The 19,473-nt window shown below is 62.8% G+C and carries 14 protein-coding genes; 6 read left to right on the top strand and 8 right to left on the bottom strand.

The window, feature by feature from the left end; all coding sequences use genetic code 11:
• Window positions 1-52: 52 nt before the first annotated feature.
• Entirely contained in the window at window positions 53-1,495 is a 1,443-nt protein-coding gene (locus NCG91_RS02390; protein WP_251348414.1) for an OmpP1/FadL family transporter, read from the bottom strand.
• Between the two features lie 198 nt (window positions 1,496-1,693).
• Window positions 1,694-4,444 carry a bifunctional diguanylate cyclase/phosphodiesterase gene (locus NCG91_RS02385; RefSeq protein WP_251348413.1) on the bottom strand — a complete coding sequence of 917 codons (2,751 nt, stop codon included), beginning with the start codon at window positions 4,442-4,444 and terminating at the stop codon, window positions 1,694-1,696.
• 157 nt (window positions 4,445-4,601) lie between these two features.
• On the opposite strand from NCG91_RS02385, the gene NCG91_RS02380 reads away from it, so the two are divergent.
• Both NCG91_RS02380 and NCG91_RS02375 read left to right on the top strand, forming a co-directional pair.
• Window positions 4,602-5,576 (top strand): thymidylate synthase, encoded by a 975-nt coding sequence (locus NCG91_RS02380; RefSeq protein WP_251348412.1) that lies wholly within the window; start codon window positions 4,602-4,604, stop codon window positions 5,574-5,576.
• Entirely contained in the window at window positions 5,576-6,619 is a 1,044-nt protein-coding gene (locus tag NCG91_RS02375) for an SMI1/KNR4 family protein (protein ID WP_251348411.1), read from the top strand. Before NCG91_RS02380 ends, NCG91_RS02375 begins: the two co-directional genes overlap by 1 nt.
• Here NCG91_RS02375 and NCG91_RS02370 read toward each other — a convergent pair.
• From NCG91_RS02370 to NCG91_RS02355, 4 genes are all read right to left on the bottom strand, one after another.
• Window positions 6,616-8,880: an outer membrane beta-barrel family protein gene (locus NCG91_RS02370; RefSeq protein WP_251348410.1), complete on the bottom strand. Its 2,265-nt coding sequence runs from the start codon at window positions 8,878-8,880 to the stop codon at window positions 6,616-6,618. The two genes, NCG91_RS02375 and NCG91_RS02370, sit on opposite strands and share 4 nt — an antisense overlap.
• Before the next feature lie 187 nt (window positions 8,881-9,067).
• On the bottom strand, window positions 9,068-10,402 hold the full coding sequence (locus tag NCG91_RS02365) for a VWA domain-containing protein (RefSeq protein WP_251348409.1): 1,335 nt from the start codon (window positions 10,400-10,402) through the stop codon (window positions 9,068-9,070).
• Window positions 10,403-10,411: 9 nt separating this feature from the next.
• Complete coding sequence (locus NCG91_RS02360; protein WP_251348408.1) at window positions 10,412-11,665, bottom strand: TerD family protein; 1,254 nt, start codon at window positions 11,663-11,665, stop codon at window positions 10,412-10,414.
• A 243-nt stretch (window positions 11,666-11,908) separates the two neighbouring features.
• Window positions 11,909-12,484, bottom strand: coding sequence for a TerD family protein (locus NCG91_RS02355; RefSeq protein ID WP_099667617.1), 576 nt, complete (start codon window positions 12,482-12,484; stop codon window positions 11,909-11,911).
• Window positions 12,485-12,697: 213 nt separating this feature from the next.
• Between NCG91_RS02355 and NCG91_RS02350 the strand changes: the two genes are divergently transcribed.
• The 4 genes from NCG91_RS02350 (at window position 12,698) to NCG91_RS02335 (ending at window position 18,043) form a co-directional block, all read left to right on the top strand.
• Complete coding sequence (locus tag NCG91_RS02350) at window positions 12,698-13,462, top strand: alpha/beta fold hydrolase (RefSeq protein WP_251348407.1); 765 nt, start codon at window positions 12,698-12,700, stop codon at window positions 13,460-13,462.
• Entirely contained in the window at window positions 13,459-13,944 is a 486-nt protein-coding gene (locus tag NCG91_RS02345) for a dihydrofolate reductase (protein ID WP_251348406.1), read from the top strand. The genes NCG91_RS02350 and NCG91_RS02345 overlap by 4 nt, the downstream gene beginning before the upstream one ends.
• 239 nt (window positions 13,945-14,183) lie before the next feature.
• Window positions 14,184-16,448: an arginine/lysine/ornithine decarboxylase gene (locus NCG91_RS02340; protein WP_099667615.1), complete on the top strand. Its 2,265-nt coding sequence runs from the start codon at window positions 14,184-14,186 to the stop codon at window positions 16,446-16,448.
• A 257-nt stretch (window positions 16,449-16,705) separates the two neighbouring features.
• A complete protein-coding gene (locus NCG91_RS02335) occupies window positions 16,706-18,043 on the top strand; it encodes a sigma-54-dependent transcriptional regulator (RefSeq protein ID WP_251348405.1) in 1,338 nt (445 codons plus the stop codon).
• 6 nt (window positions 18,044-18,049) lie between these two features.
• On the opposite strand, the gene NCG91_RS02330 is transcribed toward NCG91_RS02335, so the two are convergent.
• Both NCG91_RS02330 and NCG91_RS02325 read right to left on the bottom strand, forming a co-directional pair.
• Window positions 18,050-18,778 (bottom strand): amidohydrolase family protein, encoded by a 729-nt coding sequence (locus NCG91_RS02330; RefSeq protein WP_251348404.1) that lies wholly within the window; start codon window positions 18,776-18,778, stop codon window positions 18,050-18,052.
• A 9-nt stretch (window positions 18,779-18,787) separates the two neighbouring features.
• Window positions 18,788-19,444 (bottom strand): hypothetical protein, encoded by a 657-nt coding sequence (locus tag NCG91_RS02325; protein ID WP_251348403.1) that lies wholly within the window; start codon window positions 19,442-19,444, stop codon window positions 18,788-18,790.
• Window positions 19,445-19,473: the final 29 nt, after the last annotated feature.

Here is a 19,473-nt window from a genome sequence, read left to right as displayed (position 1 = left end):
CCGAAGGCGCTTTTTTTCTTTCATGGCGGCCGGGTTGGCCGCCACTACCTGCTTAGAACTTGTAGTTATAAGCGAGACCGATCAACTGCATGCGGGTCTTGAACAGGCCCTTGGTGGTTTCACCGTTGCCGGTGCAGCCAGTTTTGACAGGCGAGCAGTCATTCGTGTAGTTGACACTGGCGTCCTTGAAGTCGATATAGCTGTAGGCTAGGTCGATCGAGGAATTGGCGTTCAGCTTCCAGTTCGCGCCGATCGAGTACTGCATGCGGTCGCTGTCCGGCAAGGCCGGGTGGCGCAGTTCCGCGCTGCGCACTGGTGCCTGGTCATGCGCGATACCGGCGCGCAACATCAAGCTTTCGCTATATTTATAGTTGGTGCCCAGCGAGACGCGATAGGTGTCTTTCCAGTTCTGGCGGATGCGCTCGGCGCCTTCCGCCGTCGGAGGGAACTGGATGTCCAGGTTCTGCAGGCGCGAAGTGCGGGTCCAGGTGACGTCGCCCATCAAGGCCCAACGATCATCCATCTGGTGGAAGGCATTGATCGACAGGGTTTCCGGCGTGCGCAGTTCCACCAGCGCCTCGGAATTGACCTTGTTCGAGGCCTTGGCGATGAAGCCGTTCACGGCAGGATTGCTCGTCACTTGCGAGAAGTCCCAGATGGTGCTGCCTTTGAGCTTGTGCGAAATCGACGAGCGGTAAGCGATACCGAAGCGCGTGCCTTCGTTCAGCTGGTACAGATAGCCGAGATTGAAGCCAAAGCCCCAGTCATGACCATCCATCGACGCATGACCATCCTTGATCTGGCCCTGCAACGCCGCGCCCGCAGCTTGCGCGGCGGCCAGGCCCTGGGTCTTGGCGATATTGGCCAGGAATGCCTGCGATGCGCTAGGCGCGAACTTGCCCAGGAAGGCAACCGAACCCGGCACGTCCACGCCCTGGCCCAGTTCCGCCTTCATGTATTCAGCCGTGATGCCGAAACCGAACGAGTGGTGCTGGTCCAGCTTGAACGACACGGAAGGATTCAGGGCGATGGCTTCGAGCTTGATGTTGGTGATCGCGTAGCGGCCATACCAGTCATTGCCGTAGTCGAGCTTGGCGCCATACGGCACGAACAGGCCGGCACCGACGGTCCACTGGTCATTGATTTTCTTGCTGGCGTACAGCGCAGGCGCGAATACGGCGTCCGGCGCATAGTCCTTGGTGGCCGCGTACGGCGTGCGATTACCAGGGAAGAAAGGTTTCGAACCCGCATCCGTGTAGGTCGAATGCGGCACCACCAAAGTGCCGCCGCCAACGAACTGCGTGCCTTCCAGGCGCGACAGGCCGGCCGGGTTGTAGAAAATGGTCGATGCGTCGGCCGCTTCGGCGCCGCTGGCATCGGCCGTGCCCTGGGCGGAAACGCTTTGCGAGCCGAAACGGTAGCCCGATGCTTGTGCGGTGGAGGAAATGCCGGCGAATGCGGCAACGATCAGGAGGGGCAGATATTTATGTTTCAAGTTGGTCTCTCTTTATTATATGAAATTGTCTTCGGCACACTATCGCGGGCATATCCAGCTGCCCCGTCTTGCACTTTTCTTGCCGCCGTGAACTCCAATTCACTGACGGCATGAGCGAAGCATATAATATTTTTTAGAAAAAAGCGAACGTTCGCTCTTTTTATGAAACGGCGTTGTTTTTCCTGCGCATACGACCTTCTACAGTGCCAATGCAGAGGCTGGAAGCGGTATCAGAAAGCGCTGATGCATCAGCGACAGCATCTGTTCCGCCGGCACGGGGCGCGAGATGAAATAGCCCTGCACCTCATTGCATTGCAGGGTGCGCAGGATGTCGAGCTGCTCGCGCGTCTCCACCCCTTCGGCCACCACGCTCATGCCCAGCGCATGCGCCATCGACAGGATGGCGCGCACGAACACTTCGCCCTGCTCCGAGCGGCCCAGCTCCATGGTGAAGGCGCGGTCGATCTTCAAGCCATCCATGGCGAACTTCTGCAGCTGCGACAGCGAGGAATAGCCGGTGCCGAAATCGTCGACCAGCAGGCGCACGCCCAGCGCGCGGATGGCGGACAGCTGCTCCACGGCGCGGTTCTGTTCATCCATCATGGCCGATTCCGTGATTTCCACCTCGATCAGGCGCGCATCGATGCGGTGGCGCGTCAGCGCGGACGCCAGCACCTGGTGCACGTCGCCGCGGCCGAACTGGCGCGCCGAGACGTTGATGGAGACTGGTACCAGTTCCAGTCCGCTGGCTTGCCAGCGCGCCATCTGCAGGCACACCTTTTCGATGACGACTTCGCCCAGCTGGGAAATCAGGCCGCTGCTCTCGGCCACGGGAATGAATTCCAGCGGCGGCACCATGCCGTGCTGCGGATGGTGCCAGCGCACCAGCGCCTCCATGCTGCACAGCTGCCCGCTCATGGCGTCGACCCTCGGCTGGTAGACGACGAGGAACTGATCCTGCTCCAGCGCCGCCACCAGGCTTTGCTCCAGTTCGCGGCGGTTGCGGATGGTTTCGAACAATTCCGGCTGGAAAAAGCGGTGATGGCCCTTGCCCGCCACTTTGACGGCATACATGGCGATATCGGCGTTCTTCAGCAGCACTTCCGTCTCAGCGCCATCGCGCGGATACAGGCTGATGCCGATCGAGGCGCCCATCTTGTGGCGTTCGCTGCCCAGGTAAAACGGTTCGTCGAAGGCGATGGCGATGCGCTGCGCCACCTGCTCGGCGCGGCTGTCGTCCTCCACCGGGTCGAGCACGACGACGAATTCGTCGCCGCCCAGGCGCACCACGTGGTCGCCCGGGCGCAGCACGGCCTTCAGGCGCAAGGAGGCGGCGCGCAGCACCTTGTCGCCCTCCGCGTGGCCCTGCGTGTCGTTGATATCCTTGAAGCCGTCCAGGTCGATGAACAGCAGCGCCAGCATGTGCCGCGCGATGGCGGCGCGGCCCAGGGCGCCGGGCAGGAATTGCTGCAGCCAGTAGCGGTTGGGCAAGCCCGTCAAGCCGTCTTCATTGGCCAGGCGGCGCAAGTCGCGCTCGTGCTCCTTGGCCGTGCTGATGTCTTGCAGGGTGACGGCCAGGCGGTCGCCGCTGCGCACCAGGCGCCGGCGTATCCAGCGCAGCTTGAAGGGGTTGCCTTCTGGCAACTCGATCTCTTCCTCGGAAAAGCCGGAGACCATGGCGGCCCGGTAATTATGGATCAAGTCGCGGAAATACGGCTCGTGGGCGCGCGACTGCAGGCGCATGCCCAGCAACTGTTCGCGGCGCACGCCGAAGTAGCCGGCGCCCGGCTCGTTGCAGTCGACGATCTCGAAGTCGAGGATGCTGCCATCCGCGCCGCGCAGGGCGGCGATGATATAAAAGCCGTCGCTCGTGCCTTCGGTGGCCATGCGGTAGGCATTGCGCACGCCTTCGGACTGGTGGTGGCGCCACGCCAGGCGCAGCGACAGCACGGTGGCGACGGCGGCAAAGGCCAGCAGCAGCACGGTGACGGCCAGGGCGATGCCGAGATAGATCGTGCGCGTTTCCTCGTAGGGATGCAGCATTTCGCCGTCCGACAGTCCGACCACGGCCGTAAACGGATAGGCTTTCAGCGCCTGCCAGCCCACATAGCGATTTTGCTTGTCGGAAAAAGCTATCCTGCCGCCCGAATGCAGGGCGCCGCTTTCCGTTTCCAGGAAGCTGGTGTCGAGAAACGGCGTGCCCTGGCCGCTCTGCGTCGGCAGCACCCGCGAACCCAGGCGAGTGCTGAACAGCTCGCCCTCTTCGCCCACCATGGCCGACATGCCGAACTTGCCAAAATTGACACTGTTATAGAATTCGGAAAAATAGCTGGAATGGATGGAAATGAGCAGCACGCCGTCGAAGTTGCCATCCTCGTCTTCCAGCCGGCGCGTGAAATGCACGAGGCTTTCGCCGGCGCCCGGCGCTGACGGGGCCGCCTCGCTGGCCCTCCCCAGCGCGATGCGCAGCGCGCTGGAATTGCTGCGCCAGTGGCGCAACAGGAAATCGCTGCGCTCGTTGACGCGCAAACGCTGCAACGGCGCCGTGGCCGTCACGGGATGGCCCTTGCGGTCGAGGATGGCGACGATGGCAAATTGCGGCAAGGCATACATGCCCTGCGTCTTCAATTGGTCGAGACGCAGCTGGCCGCGCGAGTTTTCCCATTCATACTTGAGCTGCAAGGTCAGCTGGTCCATCTGCTCCAGGGTGCGCAGCAGATACTGGCCATATGCTTTCGACAAGGAAGACACGCTGTCGAGCGCCTGCTGCTGCGCCACCTTCTTTTCCGCTTCCAGCTGCAGCAAGGTGGCCGTCCACAATACCGCGCACAGGACCAGCCCCAGCAAGGGCCAGGCGAGGATCAGGCGCAGGTTGGCCTTGAGAAAATCGGCCCTGCTCATCTCCACCACGGCGGCGTTATTATTATTTACAAATTGTCGCAAGAACATGGTGCAGCATCTGCCGTTTCTATGTATTTCTTCAAGGACACACAAATTACCACAGAGTCATGTTTGCAGGTAAGACGGCAGCGTAATTATGTGCGTGGGCCGCGGCCCGCCTGTCGCGCCTGCGTTACAATCACCATCCTTACCGTTGGAGAAATACATGCAGCAATATCAAGATTTGATCAAGACCGTGCTCGAAACGGGCAGCTGGCAAGACAACCGCACGGGCATCCGCACCCTGAGCGTGCCGGGCGCCATGATGCGTTTCGACTTGGCCAACGGCAACTTCCCTGCCGTGACAACCAAGAAACTGGCTTTCAAATCCGTGATCGGCGAATTGTGCGCCTTCCTGCGCGCCTCGCGCAACGCGGCCGAGTTCCGCGCCCTGGGCTGCAAGGTCTGGGACCAGAACGCCAATGAAAACGCGCAATGGCTGGCCAACCCCTACCGCGAAGGCGAGGATGACCTGGGCCCCGTGTACGGCGTGCAATGGCGCCAATGGCCCGCATATAAGCTGCTCGACGCCGACCAGCCCGCACAGATCGCCGATGCGCAAGCGAACGGCTTTAGCTTGGTCGCCCCCATCGTCGAGAACGGCGTGCAAAAAGTGCTGCTGTACAAGGCCGTCGACCAGTTGCGCGAATGCCTGGACACCATCATGACCAATCCGGGCAGCCGGCGCATCCTGTTCCACGGCTGGAACCCGGCCGTGCTGGACGCCGTCGCCCTGCCCGCCTGCCATTTGCTGTACCAGTTCATCCCGAACGCCAGCACGCGCGAAATTTCGCTGTGTTTATATGTACGCAGCAACGATATCGGCCTGGGCACGCCGTTCAACATCGCCGAAGGCGCCGCCCTGCTGCACCTGGTGGCGCGCCTGACGGGCTACACGCCGCGCTGGTTCACCTACTTCATCGGCGACGCGCACATCTATGAAAACCACCTCGACATGGTGGAAGAACAATTGAAGCGCACGCCGTTCCCGGCGCCCCGTTTCGTCATTTCCGAGCGCGTGCCCGACTACGCGAAGACGGGCAAGTACGAGCCGGAATGGCTGGAAAAGATCGAACCGTCGGATTTCTCGCTGGAAGGCTATGAACACCACGCGCCCATCAAGGCGGCGATGGCCGTCTGATGGCGGTCACAGCACTCGCCGCCCTGCACCGCAAGCTGTTTGACGAAACGGATGGCAGCAAGTTCGCCAGGCTGAAAGAGCGGCTGCTGAAAAAGCATGCCGCGGACGACAGGCTGGCCGTGCTCGACATCCTGACGGCGTATGCGCGCGATGGACAACTGCTGCACTGGCGCACCTTTTTGATGACGGATATCGTGCATCTGGTGGAAGGCAGTCAACATGCGGCCTTTTTCGCCTGGGCACTGGAGCAGCCCGCACTGGCGTACTGGGGCGTCGATGGCTTGCTGAAAAGTATAGGCGTGGACGCGTATGCGCCCCTGGTGGCGCTGGCAGCGTCCGGCGCCACCAGGCTGGAAGTGCGCGCCAAGGCGATCAAGAGCCTGGCCGTGTTCAGCCGCCAGCCGTTTGACCAGGACTTGCCGTCCGATCCCGGCCACTGGAAGGCAGAGCAGCTGCGACTAAGCGCCGTGCTGGACTGGCAAGCGGACGGCTACCCTGACGGTGCAGGCTACAAGGCGCCCGCCAAGCATGAGACGCTGGCCAAGCCGCGGTCGCGCCTGCAAGTAGCAGCCGCCTTCCTGGAGCGGAAACTGGCGCTGCGGCGCCAGCGCGAGCAAGACCTGGCGCAACCGTCGAACTGGCTGACCATGGCCAGCGCCAAGGACATGGCCGAGATCGACGCGCAATGGGTCTTACCGGAAATCTACCGCCATTTCCTGCAATTCTATTCGCCGCTGCGCGTGCATGTCGACGGCAAGCGCTTCCCGCAGGGCCTGCATCTGTACGGCGCGGCGGAGCTGGTGAAGGCCCAGCACGGCTACGCCGTCCATGCCGTGCATCATCACAACATCGCGAGCTGGCAGTCGAAGCTCGTGGTGATTGCCGATGCGGGCGGCGACCCGTACTGCGTGCACCTGGAAGAAAGAAGCATCGACGGCGACTTGCCCGTGTACCGCGCCAGACATGGCGCAGGCGAATGGCGCTTCGAGCTCCATATGGACGATTTCATCGACTTCCTGCACGAAATCGCGTGGGCGGCCTAGCCTGCTTCGCCGCCCGGTCCGCCGGGACCGGGACCGCCTGGCCCCCGTCCGCCCGGCGGACCGAAGCGCGGCTCCCGTTCGCCCTCCTTGGCCGCCGACGTGGCGCCGCCCAGGCGGTACGACAAGCCCACATAAATCATGCGGCCGTCAAAACGGCGCGTGCTCGTCTCGCGCAGCGAGGCGCTGTTGATGACGGTTTCCATCTTGTTGCTGCTGAACACATCGGTCACATTCATGACCAGGCTCAATTGCGGCGTCACCGTGTGGCGTAAACTGAGGTTCAGCGTGTTGTTCGGCGAGCGGTAGCCCTGTCCCGACAGCATCTTGCCCTGCATTTGCAGGGCCAGTTGCAGCTGGTTATCCGCATTGATCTGGTAATTGAGGCGCGCGCGGCCGCTCAGTGCGTTGGCCGTGCGCGTGCTGCGGTTGCCCAGGTCGTCGGAACTCGTCTGCTGGCTGCGCGCCAGGTTACCGCTCGTGTTCAGGGTCAGGGATGGCGTCAGCTTGCCGCTGACGCTGAATTCCAGGCCGCTCGAATGGCTGCCTTCGCCGTTTTCCCGCGTGGTCAGCAGCACATTGTCGCTAATAAAATAGCGGTAATCGACGATGGCGTCCGTGTCGCGCCGGTGGTAGGCGCGCAAGCTGCTTTCCAGGCCCGCGATCTTCGTTTCATAGCCGATTTCGAAGGAATCCGTCTGCGTGGGTTTCAGCTTGGGATTGCCGGCCGACACATTGAACTCGTCGCGGTAGACCACGTAGGGGTTCAAATCGCCCGCATTCGGGCGGCGGATGCGGTGCGCGTAGCTGAAGCGCAAATTGCTCTCGTCACTGACTTTATAGGTGGCGAACAGGCTGGGAATATAGTTGACGTAATTGTTGCCAGCCTCAACGCCACTGGTGATCTGGCGCACGTTCAAGTCCGTGTATTCGGCGCGCAAGCCGGCCAGCGCGCCCCAGCGTTCGCTCAGGCGCATCTGGTAAGAGCCGTACAGCGCGATGGTGCGCTCGTCGAGCTCGAAACGGTTGCTGCGCATGGGATTGACGGTCTCGGCCAGGCTGGCCGGATTGATGTCCGTATATAAAGTGTCGAAACTGCTCTTGTTGTCGGCCACCTTGTAGCCCAGCTTGGCCGTGCCGCCCGCCAGCGGACGCTCGTAGTCGCCGCTGAAGTCGACGATGCGGTTGCCCGTCTCGCTATGCTGGCGCGCGCGGCTGTCAAACGCGTTGACGGGCGCGATCGCATAGGCATTCGCGTAATCGCTGTCGCTCTCGTTGGTGGACGACGACACGCGCAAGTCGATTTTCAGGGTTTCGCCGGGCAACTCGCCCTTGTGGTCATAGCGCCCGCCCCAGCTGTAGTTGCGGCTGTCGCCGTTGCGCACGGTGCTGCGCACATAGTCGACTATGGTGTTGCCCGTGCTGTCGCCGTTGATATAACGGTCCAGCGAGCGCTGGTCGTTGCTGCGCCCGTTGTACGACACGCTGGCGGCCAGGGTGTCATTCGCGTTCAGGTTGTAATTGACGGTGCCGTGCAAGCCCAGCGAATCGTTCAAGCCATTGTTGGTGGAGCTCTGGCTGCTGGGGGCGAAGGCGCCCGTGCCGCGGTCCAGGCGTTCGCGGCTGACCTCGCCCACGGAATTGCGGCCGTCATGGCGCACGTTGATGCCGCCCTGGTAGCCCCACGGCCCTTCATTGTAGGTGCCGGAGACGGAGCTGTTGTAGCGCCCGGCGATGCCCGCATTCGCGTTGACGGTGGCAAAGCCTCCCGGTTTGCGGTTGCGCCGCATCACCAGGTTCAGGATCGGGCCGCCACCGGCTTCGTTGCCGAACTGGGCGCCGGGATTGTTGATCACTTCCACGGATTCGATATCGTCGGCCGCCATGGCGTTCAACGTGGCACCCCGTGAATCGCCCTGCAGCATGGCCGACGGTTTGCCATCGATCAATATCTGCACATTGCTGCTGCCGCGCAAGGACACGGAACCGTCGGGGTCGACGGCCACCGAAGGCACATTGTTCAAGGCATCGGCCGCCGTGCCGTTGGTGCTGCCCACGTCGGACTTGACGTCGTAGACTTGCCGGTCGATGCGGCCCGTGGGGCGTTCGGCCGTCACGCTGACGGTAGCCGGAGCATCGACGGCGGGCGCCTTGGCCGGTGCGGGCTTGACGACGGTATCGCCGGTGACGGTTTGCGCCTGGACAGCGGCGCCGGACACAAGCAGGCTGCCGCCCGCCAGACAGTGAAAGAGGATTTTATGCATTTGCTTAAAAAATAATCGAGACGCTACGGATGAGGCACTACGCCGCAGCGTGAGAGCACATTCTCAAAGCATGCCACGATTGCAAGGAGCAAAGCAAATGCGAACCATTGTTATTTACTTCAATTTACAAATCTCTCGCACTTGTGGTCGCATAGCCTCATCCGATGACCTTTACGCCACCTTTGCGCTACCTCAACAAGCCCTTGCCGCGCGCCAGCTTCAGCCAGCCCGGATATTCCGTCATCAATAAGTCATACAGTTCCGCATCGCTGTGCTCGTCGGGCGAGCTGACGGAAAAGTAATTGGCATTGTCGACCAGGCGGCCCTGCAATTCGTCGAGCTTTTCCAGGAAGGGGAAGTCGGAATCGGCAAAGGCGGCGAGGAACTTGCTTTTCGATTTACGCCCCTTGCCGATGCCCATGAATTGCCAGAAGATCGGCTCATGGCTGGCCCAGCGCAATTGTTTCTCCGTCGTCGCCTGGTCGCTCGTGCCGCCATCGGTAACGAACATGACATACACGGGCAATTCCGCGGCGACGGGCCGCGTGCGTTCGCCGCCGGCGCCATCGGGGAAATAAAATGCGCGTATCGCCTGCATGGCGGCGCCATAGCGCGTGTCGCCTTCCAGCGGATGGCGCTGTATGGCCTGGCCCACGTAGGTATTGCAGTTGCTCAAGGCCATGGGCGCCGGATGGTGGACATTCTTGCCGAACAAGAAAACGTCGATTTCGCCATCGTCGTCGAACTTGCAGCCCAAGGCCAGGATGCGTTCGGCAAAGCGCTGCACCAGCCCCTCTTTATATAGTCGGCCCATGGAGCCGGAAATATCCAGGCACAAACACACCTTGGCGCGGTGGTCAAGCAATCCCACTTTTTGCAGCGACACGCCCGCCTGCTTGACGAGGCTGACCAGTTGCGGCGCTTCCCGTTCAACCCGTTTTTCCAGGTTGATCTTTGCCTGCATGACGGCCGAAACCGCCGCAGGGGCAGCAGAAGCGGCCTGGTCGACTTCGCCGCCAAAGTGGCGCACCAGCGCATCCAGTCCGCCATTGAAGCCTTGCCCCACGGCCATGCAGCGCCAGCCGCCATCCTTGCGGTAGATTTCCGCCAGCATCACGGCTTTTTCCTGTGCGAAATCACTACCAGCGAAGGCGAAGCGGGCCAACTCGCGTCCGCCCGCCTGCAGGCGCACGTGGCCGGCTTGCAGCTGCGACATCACGCCGCCGCCATCGATGGACGCCGTCACGACGAGGCGGTCTATGCCGGCCGGCAAGCGCGCCAGTTGCAAGGCAAACTCGGCCATGTCGCCGCCGCTGCCGGCCCGCGCTTCCACGCCGCCGCACGGCGTGCGCGGCTGGTTGAAAAAGGTCATGTAGCGCTCGTCGGCCAGTTTGCCGCTGGCGTCGAGGCCGAAACAGGCCACGTCGAGCGCCAGCCCCTGCGCGGCGACGCCCACCTGCAGCACGCCGTCGGGAACGAGATTGGCCAGCGGCAAGCGCTGTCCCTTGGACAAGGTTTCCATCAGTGCCTCCTAGGCGATATAGCGGCGCGGATTGTCCGCGTTAAAATCATCTTCGTCTTCCTTGTCCTCGCCCTTGAAGACGACGGGACCGTTGAAGGCCAGTTGCAGGTTCTCGCCCTGCCAGCTCAGCCACGGGGTCGCTTCGCTGCCCGGTTCCGATGTCTTGCCGGACGGTTCGAGGATGATGCTGTCGGGCGTGATGCGCGCCATGCCGATCACATAGGTGTAGACGGAATCGTCCTCGGCCGCCTTGGACAGGCGGAAGTCGTACGCGCACTCGACGATCTGCTCGCCATATTGCATGACCATCTTCGGCCGCATGGAAGCGACCGACACGGCGCCATTGGCCAACGCCGAATACACGCTGAAGACGAGGCCCACCGTGCCGCCGTACTGTTGCGCCAGCGCGGGATTGACTTCCACCGTTTCCGTGGCCGGTTCCTTGCCCGATGCGCCCGCCACGTCGCCCAGGTGCCGCACATACGGCATGACGTCGAAGCTGCCCGGCGTATCGGGCGCCTGGATGAAGCGCATCTGGCCGTTCGGCAAGAGGATGCCGACTCTTAAATCGAGGTCGTCGTTATCGTCGTCGCCATCGCCGTTATCGACCCAGGTGGCCTTGACGGTGAGCTTGCCCGGCGCGCCCGCGCCTTTTTGCAGCGACACCTTGTGCGTCTGGCCCGCCTTGGTCAGCGAGATTTTCGACAGGGAAATTTTTGGCGGCGGCGCCGGCTCCGCTGCCGCCTGCGCCACTTCACCGCCGAAATGGGCGACCAGAGCGTCCAGGCCGCCATTGAAGCCCTGGCCCACGGCCATGAAGCGCCAGCCGCCGTCCTTGCGGTAGAACTCGCCCAGCATGACGGCTTTTTCTTGCGCAAAATCAGATCCCGCATACGTATAGCGGGCCAGCTCGCGCCCGCCGTCCTGCAAGCGCAGGTAGCCGCTGCCCAGCTGCGCCATGGTGGCCGCGCCATCGATGGCGGCCGTGACGACGAGGCGCTCGATGGAGGCAGGCAAACGGTCCAGCTGGTAGCTGAAACCGGCTGCATCGCCGGACGGCGCCGCCGCTTCCACGCCGCCGCACGGCGTGCGCGGCTGGTTAAAGAAAGTCATGTAGCGGTCGTCGGACAGCTTGCCGTTGGCGTCGAGGCCGAAACAGGCAAAGTCCAGCGGCACGCCAGCGCTGGCGAGCCCCAGTTGCACGACATTGCCCGTGACGAGGCCGGACAGCGCCAGGCGCTGCCCCTTGATCAGGTTTTCCATGCGATTATTTATTCAGGTGTGGGAGCTTCGGACAACGGCTCAAGGCAAGGCGCGTCGTCCGAAGACAGTACGAATGTACAGTCAGTCCATGGCGGAGCAACGCCGCCATGGGCCGCCGTTCTGGGTTCTATACAAAGCTAAAAGAGCTTCGGACAACGGTTCAGGGCAAGGCGCGTCACCGAAGACAGTACGAATAGTACGGCGAGGTGACGCAACGCCGCCATGGGCCGTTTTCCGGAGCTCTTAGGCATTAATGCCGAACGAGCGTGCCAGTGGTCCCAGGCCGCCTTTGAAACCCTGGCCGATGGCCTTGAATTTCCATTCGCTGCCGGCGCGGTAGATTTCGCCGAAGATCATGGCCGCTTCCGTCGAGCCGTCTTCCGACAGGTCGTAGCGGGCGATTTCCGCGCCGTTGTCGCCGTTCAGGCAGCGGATGTAGGCCTTGCCGACCATGCCGAAGTTCTGCTTGCGGTTTTCCGCGTCGTGGATCGTGACGGCGATGGCGATCTTGTCGATGTCGGCGGGCACGCTGGCCAGGTCGACGGCCACTTTCTCGTCGTCGCCATCGCCGCCGCCCGTGGTGTTGTCGCCCGCGTGGACGATGGAGCCGTCAGCCGACTTCAGGTTGTTATAAAAAATGAAATCGGCATCGGAACGGGCCTTGCCATCCGTTTTCAGCAGGAAGGCGCTGCCGTCCAGGTCAAAAGCGGCGCCATCGGTGGCGCGCGGGTCCCAGCCCAGGCCAATCACGATTTTCTTCAAGCCGGGAGCTTCCTTGCTCAGGTTGACATTGCCGCCTTTTTGCAAACTGATCGCCATGGTAATTCCTCTTTAATGTGGGGGTTGCATTCGGTGTTTCAGGTCACGTCGCCGGCACGCCGGCTTGATGAGCCATGAGCCTACCATAAAGTTCCGGCTTGCCAGCCGCGCACTATTGAAAATAATGCCATACGGAAAAATCGTGCCGCTGTCCCCATGCGCAAAATGACGGATAATGCCGCTCGACAAAAATTTTTCACACTAGGTTTGTCCTTGATCAATATACGACTCGACTGCATTCCTGGCACCCTGTGCGACGCACGCCTGTGGTCGCGCCTGACGCCTGCCCTGGGCGACGCCTTTGAGCTGCGGCACGTACCCCTGCACCAGGCGCGCACGCGCCCGCAGATGCAGCAGATGATCGCCAGCCACAGCGCTCCGCAAGCCCATCTGGTGGGCTTTTCGCTGGGCGCCTACCTGGCGCTCGAACACGCGCTGGCGCATCCGCAGCGTGTGAAGTCCCTCACTTTGATCGCCAATTCGGCCAAAGGTTTGCTGCCGGCGGAGGTCGAAGCGCGCCAGCGCATCGTCGCCATGCTCGAGCGCAATGCCTATACGGGCATCACGCGCCAGCGCCTGCGCGAATTGCTGCACCCGTCGCACTTGCAGGACGGCGCCATCACGGGCCTGATCCAGCAGATGGGGCTGGACCTGGGCAAGGAAGTGCTGCTGGCACAATTTCTCACAACGATAGACCGCCCCGACCTGATGGCGCGCTTGCCGGAACTCGATTTCCCCGTGCTGATCGTGGGCGCCGAAGACGACAAGCTCGTCGATCCCGACGACCTGCGCGCCATGGCCGCCCGCCTGCCGCAAGCCACCTTGCACATACTGAAAGACGATACCGGCCACATGATTCCGCTGGAAGCGCCAGGCGCGCTGGCGCAAGCCATGCGTGCGCATCTGGAGGCAGCCGGCAATTTCAACGATAATGACGGGCATCGGGCCTCGCCCCCACCTTTTTCACAGAACCAATGAGCTTACTGACCATCATCGTCGCCACCGACCAGCAAGGCGGCATCGGCATCAACAACACCCTGCCGTGGAAATTGCCGGAAGACCTGGCGCATTTCAAGCGCTTGACGACGGGCCACCCCATCCTCATGGGCCGCAAGACCTTCGATTCCATCGGCCGCCCGCTGCCGAACCGCCGCAACATCGTCATCACGCGCAATCCGGACTGGCGCCATGAAGGCGTGGAAGCGGCGCCGTCGCTGGAAGCGGCCATCGCCCTGCTGGATGGCGCCGAAGGCTACGTCATCGGCGGCGCCGACATCTATAAACAGTCGCTGGCCCTGGCGCAGCGCCTGATCGTCACGGAAATCGGCCAGACGTTCGATTGCGATGCGTTTTTCCCCGCCGTGGATCATGCCGTGTGGCAAGAAACCGCGCGCGAAGCGCATGTTTCGGAGAAATCCGGCCTGCCTTACGCCTTTGTCACCTTGCAACGCAAAGCCTGATAAGGTTGATGTTGATTAACAGAATGTTGCTGTAATACCCCTGTCACACCGTTGCGTCACGCTAGCGCAAGCTTGTGGCGCTTTGGGGCGATATTTTTTTCCCGCAGAGGCCGCATTTCTGCGAGAATCCCGTTCTTATTTTTTTTATGCGGCTGCCGGGTTGCACTACCGCCTGACCGTCGCGCCCTAGTCCGCCCCTTCACATCTGTCAGGGGCGGCTTGCTTTTTTGGAGACATGCATGAAATTTCGTTTCCCCATCGTCATCATTGACGAGGATTTCCGTTCTGAAAATACGTCCGGCCTGGGCATTCGCGCCCTTGCCGCCGCAATGGAAAAAGAAGGCATGGAAGTGCTGGGCGTGACCAGCTACGGCGATTTGTCGCAATTTGCCCAGCAGCAATCGCGCGCGTCAGCCTTCGTGCTGTCGATCGACGATGAAGAATTCGGCGCCGGTTCCATCGAGGAAACCGATCACGCCTTGAAGTCGCTGCGCGCCTTCGTCGAGGAAATCCGCTACAAGAACGCCGACATCCCTATTTACCTGTACGGCGAAACGCGCACCTCGCGCCATATTCCCAACGATATTCTGCGCGAACTGCATGGTTTCATCCACATGTTCGAAGATACGCCGGAATTCGTCGCGCGCCACATCATCCGCGAAGCGAAATCCTACCTGGACGGCCTGTCGCCGCCGTTCTTCCGCGCGCTGGTGCACTACGCCAACGACGGTTCCTACTCGTGGCACTGCCCCGGCCACTCGGGCGGCGTGGCCTTCCTGAAGTCGCCGATCGGCCAGATGTTCCACCAGTTCTTCGGTGAAAACATGCTGCGCGCCGACGTCTGCAACGCCGTCGAGGAACTGGGCCAGCTGCTCGACCATACGGGTCCTGTCGCCGCGTCCGAACGCAATGCGGCGCGCATCTTCAATGCCGACCATTGCTATTTCGTCACGAACGGCACCTCGACCTCGAACAAGATGGTGTGGCATTCGACCGTGGCGCCGGGCGACATCGTCGTCGTCGACCGCAATTGCCACAAGTCAATCTTGCATTCGATCATCATGTGCGGCGCCATTCCCGTGTTCCTGATGCCGACGCGCAATCACCTGGGCATCATCGGCCCTATCCCGCTGCATGAGTTCACGCCGGAAAGCATTGCCCGCAAGATCGAAGCGAATCCGTTCGCGCGCGAAGCGAAGAACAAGAAGCCGCGCATCCTGACCATCACGCAATCGACCTACGATGGCGTGATCTACAACGTGGAAACCCTGCGCGAAATGCTGGACGGCAAGATCGACACCCTGCACTTCGATGAAGCGTGGCTGCCGCACGCCACCTTCCACGATTTCTACAAGAATATGCACGCCATCGGCAAGGATCGTCCGCGCGCCAAGGAATCGATGATCTTCTCGACCCAGTCCACGCACAAATTGCTGGCCGGCCTGTCGCAGGCCTCGCAAATCCTCGTGCGCGAATCGGACACGGTCAAGCTGGACCAGGACGCCTTCAACGAGGCTTACCTGATGCACACCTCGACCTCGCCGCAGTACTCCATCATCGCCTCGTGCGACGTGGCCGCGGCCATGATGGAAGCGCCGGGCGGCACGGCCCTGGTGGAAGAATCGATCATGGAAGCGCTCGATTTCCGCCGCGCCATGAAAAAGATCGACCAGGAATGGGGCCAGGACTGGTGGTTCCAGGTGTGGGGTCCGGCCAGCTTCAACGACGAAGGCATGGGCCAGCAGGAAGACTGGATGATACGCGCCGAGGATGACTGGCACGGTTTCGGCGACCTCGCTCCCGGCTTCAACATGCTCGACCCGATCAAGGCGACCATCGTCAACCCGGGCCTGTCGCTGGATGGCCAGTTCGGCGACACGGGCATCCCCGCGTCCATCGTCACCAAATACCTGGCCGAGCACGGCGTCATCATTGAAAAATGCGGCCTGTACTCGTTCTTCATCATGTTTACCATCGGCATCACCAAGGGCCGCTGGAATACCCTGTTGACGGCCTTACAACAATTCAAGGACGACTACGACAAGAACCAGCCGATGTGGCGCATCCTGCCGGAATTTGCGGCGGCCAACCCACGCTACGAAAAAATGGGCTTGCGCGACCTGTGCCAGCAGATCCACGATTTCTACAAGGCTTACGATGTGGCCCGTTTGACGACGGAAATGTATCTGTCGGACATGATCCCAGCCATGAAGCCGTCGGATGCGTTCGCCAAGATGGCGCACCGCGAAATCGAGCGCGTGGCCATCGACGAACTGGAAGGCCGCATCACGTCCATCCTGCTGACGCCGTACCCGCCGGGCATCCCACTGCTGATCCCGGGCGAGCGCTTCAACAAGACCATCGTCGACTACCTGCGCTTCGCACGCGACTTCAACGAGCGCTTCCCCGGCTTCGAGACGGATGTGCATGGCCTCGTGAAACGCGAAGTCGATGGCAAGCGCGGCTACTTCGTCGACTGCGTCAAGATGGATGAGAACGCCTAAAAATCGTCCATGGCGGCGTTGCATTGCCTAGCCGTACTATTCGTACTGTCTTCGGCAATGCGCCTTGCCCTGAACGTTTTTAGCCATTCTCGTGACGTTGCTTGATGACGTTGCTGGAACCGCGCTCACTGGCGCCGCCTGATGCAAATCAGGCGGCGTTTTTCATTGTGGGCCAGCGCGCACGCTTGCGCCAGATCAAACGACTGGGGTATCGGACTTCTAAGATGGGCGACTCGTGCCCTCGTGACGGCAGACCTATGACGCTCAAGGTGTGGCTGGAAATCATGCAGCAGGCGGCGGCTGGCAGTGGCGCCTTGCTGGCGGCGGCCTTGAAGCAGGCTCAGGTAACTATAGCCCGGCGGCACGATGGCGAAGCAGATGGAACGGGCATCGTGCTGTTCGCCGAAGCCAATACGGCGCTGCTGCAGGCGCTGCCGGCACTGTGCAGCCATGCCCGCGTGCTGGCCATCGCCGCCTGCGGCCAGGCCCTCAGCTGCGCGCAACAGCGGGCCCTGCTGGCGGCCGGCGCGCTCGATGTGTTGCTGTGGCCTGGCGGCGCCGTCGATGCGGGCCAGGTGCTGGCGCGCCTGCAGCGCTGGCAAGCCGTGGCGCAGCTGCTGGCGTCCAGCGCCGTGCGCCAGTATCTGGTGGGCGACAGCGCGGCCTGGACCGCCTTGCTGCACCAGGTAGTGGAAATGGCCGCTTTCAGCCAGGCGTCGATGCTGATCACGGGCGAGACGGGCACGGGCAAGGATTTACTGGCGCAACTGGTCCACCGCCTGGGCAACTGCCGGGGCGACTTCACCATCCTCGACTGCACCACCCTGTCGCCGGAACTGGCCGGCAGCGAACTGTTCGGCCATGAACGGGGCGCGTTTACGGGCGCGGCGGCTGCGCGCGACGGCGCTTTCGCCCTGGCCGACGGCGGCGTGCTCTTCCTCGACGAAGTGGGCGAACTGCAACTGCCCCTGCAGGCGCAGCTGCTGCGCGCCATCCAGGAACGCAAATACAAGCGCGTGGGCGGCAATACCTGGCAGCCGACGCAATTCAGGCTTGTCTGCGCCACCAACCGCGCACTGGAAGACGAGGTGGCGCGCGGCGCCTTCCGCGCCGACCTGTATTACCGCATCGCCGGCTGGCGTTGCCAGACGCCGCCCCTGCGCGAGCGCCAGGACGACATCTTGCCGCTGGCCCGGCATTTCCTCGCCGAGCTGGCCCAGCAGCCGCCGCCCCCGCTGGACGCCGCCGTGCGCGAATACCTGCTGCTGCGCGACTATCCGGGCAATGTGCGCGAGCTGCGCCAGACCGTCACGCGCATCTGGCACCGCCATTGCGGCCCCGGCCCCATCACCATCGGCGCCCTGCCCCCCGAAGAACGGCTGCTGGCGCCGCCCTGGCCCGACCAGTACTTCGAAGCGGCCGTGCGGCGGGCCCTGGCCCAAGGCTGCAAGCTGTCGCACATCGCGCGCTGCGCCACCGACATGGCCATCCGCCTCGTGCTGGCCGAGGAACACGGCAACAACCAGCGCGCCGCCGCCCGCCTGGGCGTGACCGACCGCGCCCTGCAGATACGCCGCAAGGCGGCCGCGCCTTGATCTGCCTCAAGCCAGCCGCGCCAGCCGCAAGAAATTGCCGCCCGTGATCAAAGCCGCATCCAGCGGCGGCAAGCACAGCAGCTGAATCTTGTGCAATTCCAGACCCGGATGCAGCCAGGGGCCATCCGAGCCGAACAAGACCTTGTGCGGCCCCGCGCGCTGCACGGCCTGCTGCAGCAAGTCGAAGCGGCGCACGCCCGAGCTGTCCGCATGGATGTTGCGGTGGCGCGCCAGATGGTCGACCAGCGCCAGCTGCGCCGCCCAGTCGTCGCCGAAGCTGCCCAGATGGGGCAGGATGAAATCGACGTCGGGATACTGCTGCGCCAGCAGTTCGGCCACGGCCACTTCGCCGGCCGGGTCGTACAGCACGGGCAAGCCGAAGAAGCGGGCCGCGTCGCACACTTCGCCGCTGATGCGCGCATCCAGGCGGTGCGCCTTGATGCCGACAAAACCGTAACGCTCGACGGCCGTGCGCACCAGGTCCAGGATGCGGCCCCGGTCGCGCCGCGCATGCACGAAGGCAAAACCGTAGAAACGCTGCGGATCGGACGCGACCAGGCGCGCCACGCCATGGTTGGCGATGGCGTAATCGGAGTGGAAGGTGGCGAACAGCACGCTGCGGGCGATGCCGGCCGCCTGCGCGCGGCGCAGATAGGCTTGCAGCGGCGCATCGCTGTCCCACGGCCCGCTCAAGCCGTCGCCCGGTCCCGCATGGCAATGACAGTCGATGATCATCTTGCCGCGCTATTGCCAGTCGCCCATGACGACGATGCGGTTGCCGCGCCGGCGCCGGCGCCAGCGCCCGCTCTCCTCCTCGCCCTGCGGCGCGGCCGAACGGAAGTGCGGCAGTTGCTGGTGCAGGGCCCGCGTCAGCGCGCTTTCCACGGCGCGCGCGCTGCCGTCGCCGTCTGCCGCCAGGCGCGCCGCCTGCCCCGCGATGCGCACGAAGCGGCGCGCCAGCTCCAGTTCGCGGTCGGCTGGCGCTGCGGCTTCCATCTCCAGTTCCAGCGCATTGCTGGCGGCGCGCCCCAGGGCCGAACCGAGCGCCGTGCCCACGCCCGGTATCGGTATCATCGAACCGAGGGCGCCGCCGACAAAGGGCAAGGCCGTCTTGGCCACGGCCTTCAAAGCGCCGCCCAGGGGCTTGGCCACCTTGGCGATGGTAGCACCCACCTTCTTGACGCCCTTCCACACGCTCTTGAAGACGTTGCCGAGAAACTGTTCCAGCTCTTCCTCGCTGGACACTTCCAGCAATTCCATGGCCAGCTGCAACTCTTCCTCTTCGCTGAAGACGGCCGGGGCGCTTCCCTTGCCGGACCAGGTTTCGCCAAATTCCAGCACTTCAAACGCAGCGCCGGCCCGCAGGCGGCATTGGGCGCATTCACATTCAAGTTGGTGCATGGTGCTCTCCTTCGCAGTAATGAACGGGC

This window comes from Janthinobacterium kumbetense (genome assembly GCF_023703445.1).
GTDB classification, from domain to species: Bacteria; Pseudomonadota; Gammaproteobacteria; order Burkholderiales; family Burkholderiaceae_D; genus Janthinobacterium; species Janthinobacterium kumbetense.
This window is presented reverse-complemented; position numbering and strand designations above follow the sequence as displayed.

Excerpts from the sequence above, each read along its gene's own strand:
- NCG91_RS02385 (WP_251348413.1), bottom strand. The coding sequence starts at position 4,444 with ATGTTCTTGCGACAATTTGTAAATAATAATAACGCCGCCGTGGTGGAG.
- NCG91_RS02380 (WP_251348412.1), top strand. The coding sequence starts at position 4,602 with ATGCAGCAATATCAAGATTTGATCAAGACCGTGCTCGAAACGGGCAGC.
- NCG91_RS02375 (WP_251348411.1), top strand. The coding sequence starts at position 5,576 with ATGGCGGTCACAGCACTCGCCGCCCTGCACCGCAAGCTGTTTGACGAA.
- NCG91_RS02370 (WP_251348410.1), bottom strand. The coding sequence starts at position 8,880 with ATGCATAAAATCCTCTTTCACTGTCTGGCGGGCGGCAGCCTGCTTGTG.
- NCG91_RS02365 (WP_251348409.1), bottom strand. The coding sequence starts at position 10,402 with ATGGAAACCTTGTCCAAGGGACAGCGCTTGCCGCTGGCCAATCTCGTT.
- NCG91_RS02360 (WP_251348408.1), bottom strand. The coding sequence starts at position 11,665 with ATGGAAAACCTGATCAAGGGGCAGCGCCTGGCGCTGTCCGGCCTCGTC.
- NCG91_RS02355 (WP_099667617.1), bottom strand. The coding sequence starts at position 12,484 with ATGGCGATCAGTTTGCAAAAAGGCGGCAATGTCAACCTGAGCAAGGAA.
- NCG91_RS02345 (WP_251348406.1), top strand. The coding sequence starts at position 13,459 with ATGAGCTTACTGACCATCATCGTCGCCACCGACCAGCAAGGCGGCATC.
- NCG91_RS02340 (WP_099667615.1), top strand. The coding sequence starts at position 14,184 with ATGAAATTTCGTTTCCCCATCGTCATCATTGACGAGGATTTCCGTTCT.
- NCG91_RS02335 (WP_251348405.1), top strand. The coding sequence starts at position 16,706 with ATGACGCTCAAGGTGTGGCTGGAAATCATGCAGCAGGCGGCGGCTGGC.
- NCG91_RS02330 (WP_251348404.1), bottom strand. The coding sequence starts at position 18,778 with ATGATCATCGACTGTCATTGCCATGCGGGACCGGGCGACGGCTTGAGC.
- NCG91_RS02325 (WP_251348403.1), bottom strand. The coding sequence starts at position 19,444 with ATGCACCAACTTGAATGTGAATGCGCCCAATGCCGCCTGCGGGCCGGC.